The sequence below is a fragment of the Kineococcus vitellinus genome, from assembly GCF_009906315.1.
GTDB classification, from domain to species: Bacteria; Actinomycetota; Actinomycetes; order Actinomycetales; family Kineococcaceae; genus Kineococcus; species Kineococcus vitellinus.
This window is the reverse complement of record NZ_JAAALL010000678.1, coordinates 1-297: the sequence shown is the minus strand read 5'-3', so window position 1 is coordinate 297 and position 297 is coordinate 1. Positions and strand designations below refer to the sequence as shown.

At 80.1% G+C, this 297-nt stretch carries 1 pseudogene; it reads right to left on the bottom strand.

The annotated features are described in order from the left end of the window. Nucleotides 1–181: 181 nt before the first annotated feature. Nucleotides 182–297, bottom strand: a pseudogene (locus tag GTQ99_RS27645) (inorganic diphosphatase); the annotation flags it as partial.

The following is a 297-nucleotide window of genomic DNA, read 5'->3' as shown; positions in this document are numbered from 1 at the left end:
ACGACGGTCGATCGTAACGGCCGCACCGCCCGCCGGTCCCCTCCCGCGGGCCGCCACCACCCGTGCGGCCACCGGTGCGGCCACCGGTGCGGCCACCGGTGCGGCCACCCGTGCGGACGCGCGGCGGCCCCGGGCGCGGTCCTCGCGCCCGGGGCCGCCGCGTGCTGCGCCGCGCGGCGGGTCAGTGACCGGCGCCGGCCTCGTACGAGGTGCCCTCGGCGCGCTCGTAGGACGCCCTGATCTCCTTCTCCGCCTCGTCGCGGCCGGACCAGTTGGCGCCCTCGACGCTCTTGCCGG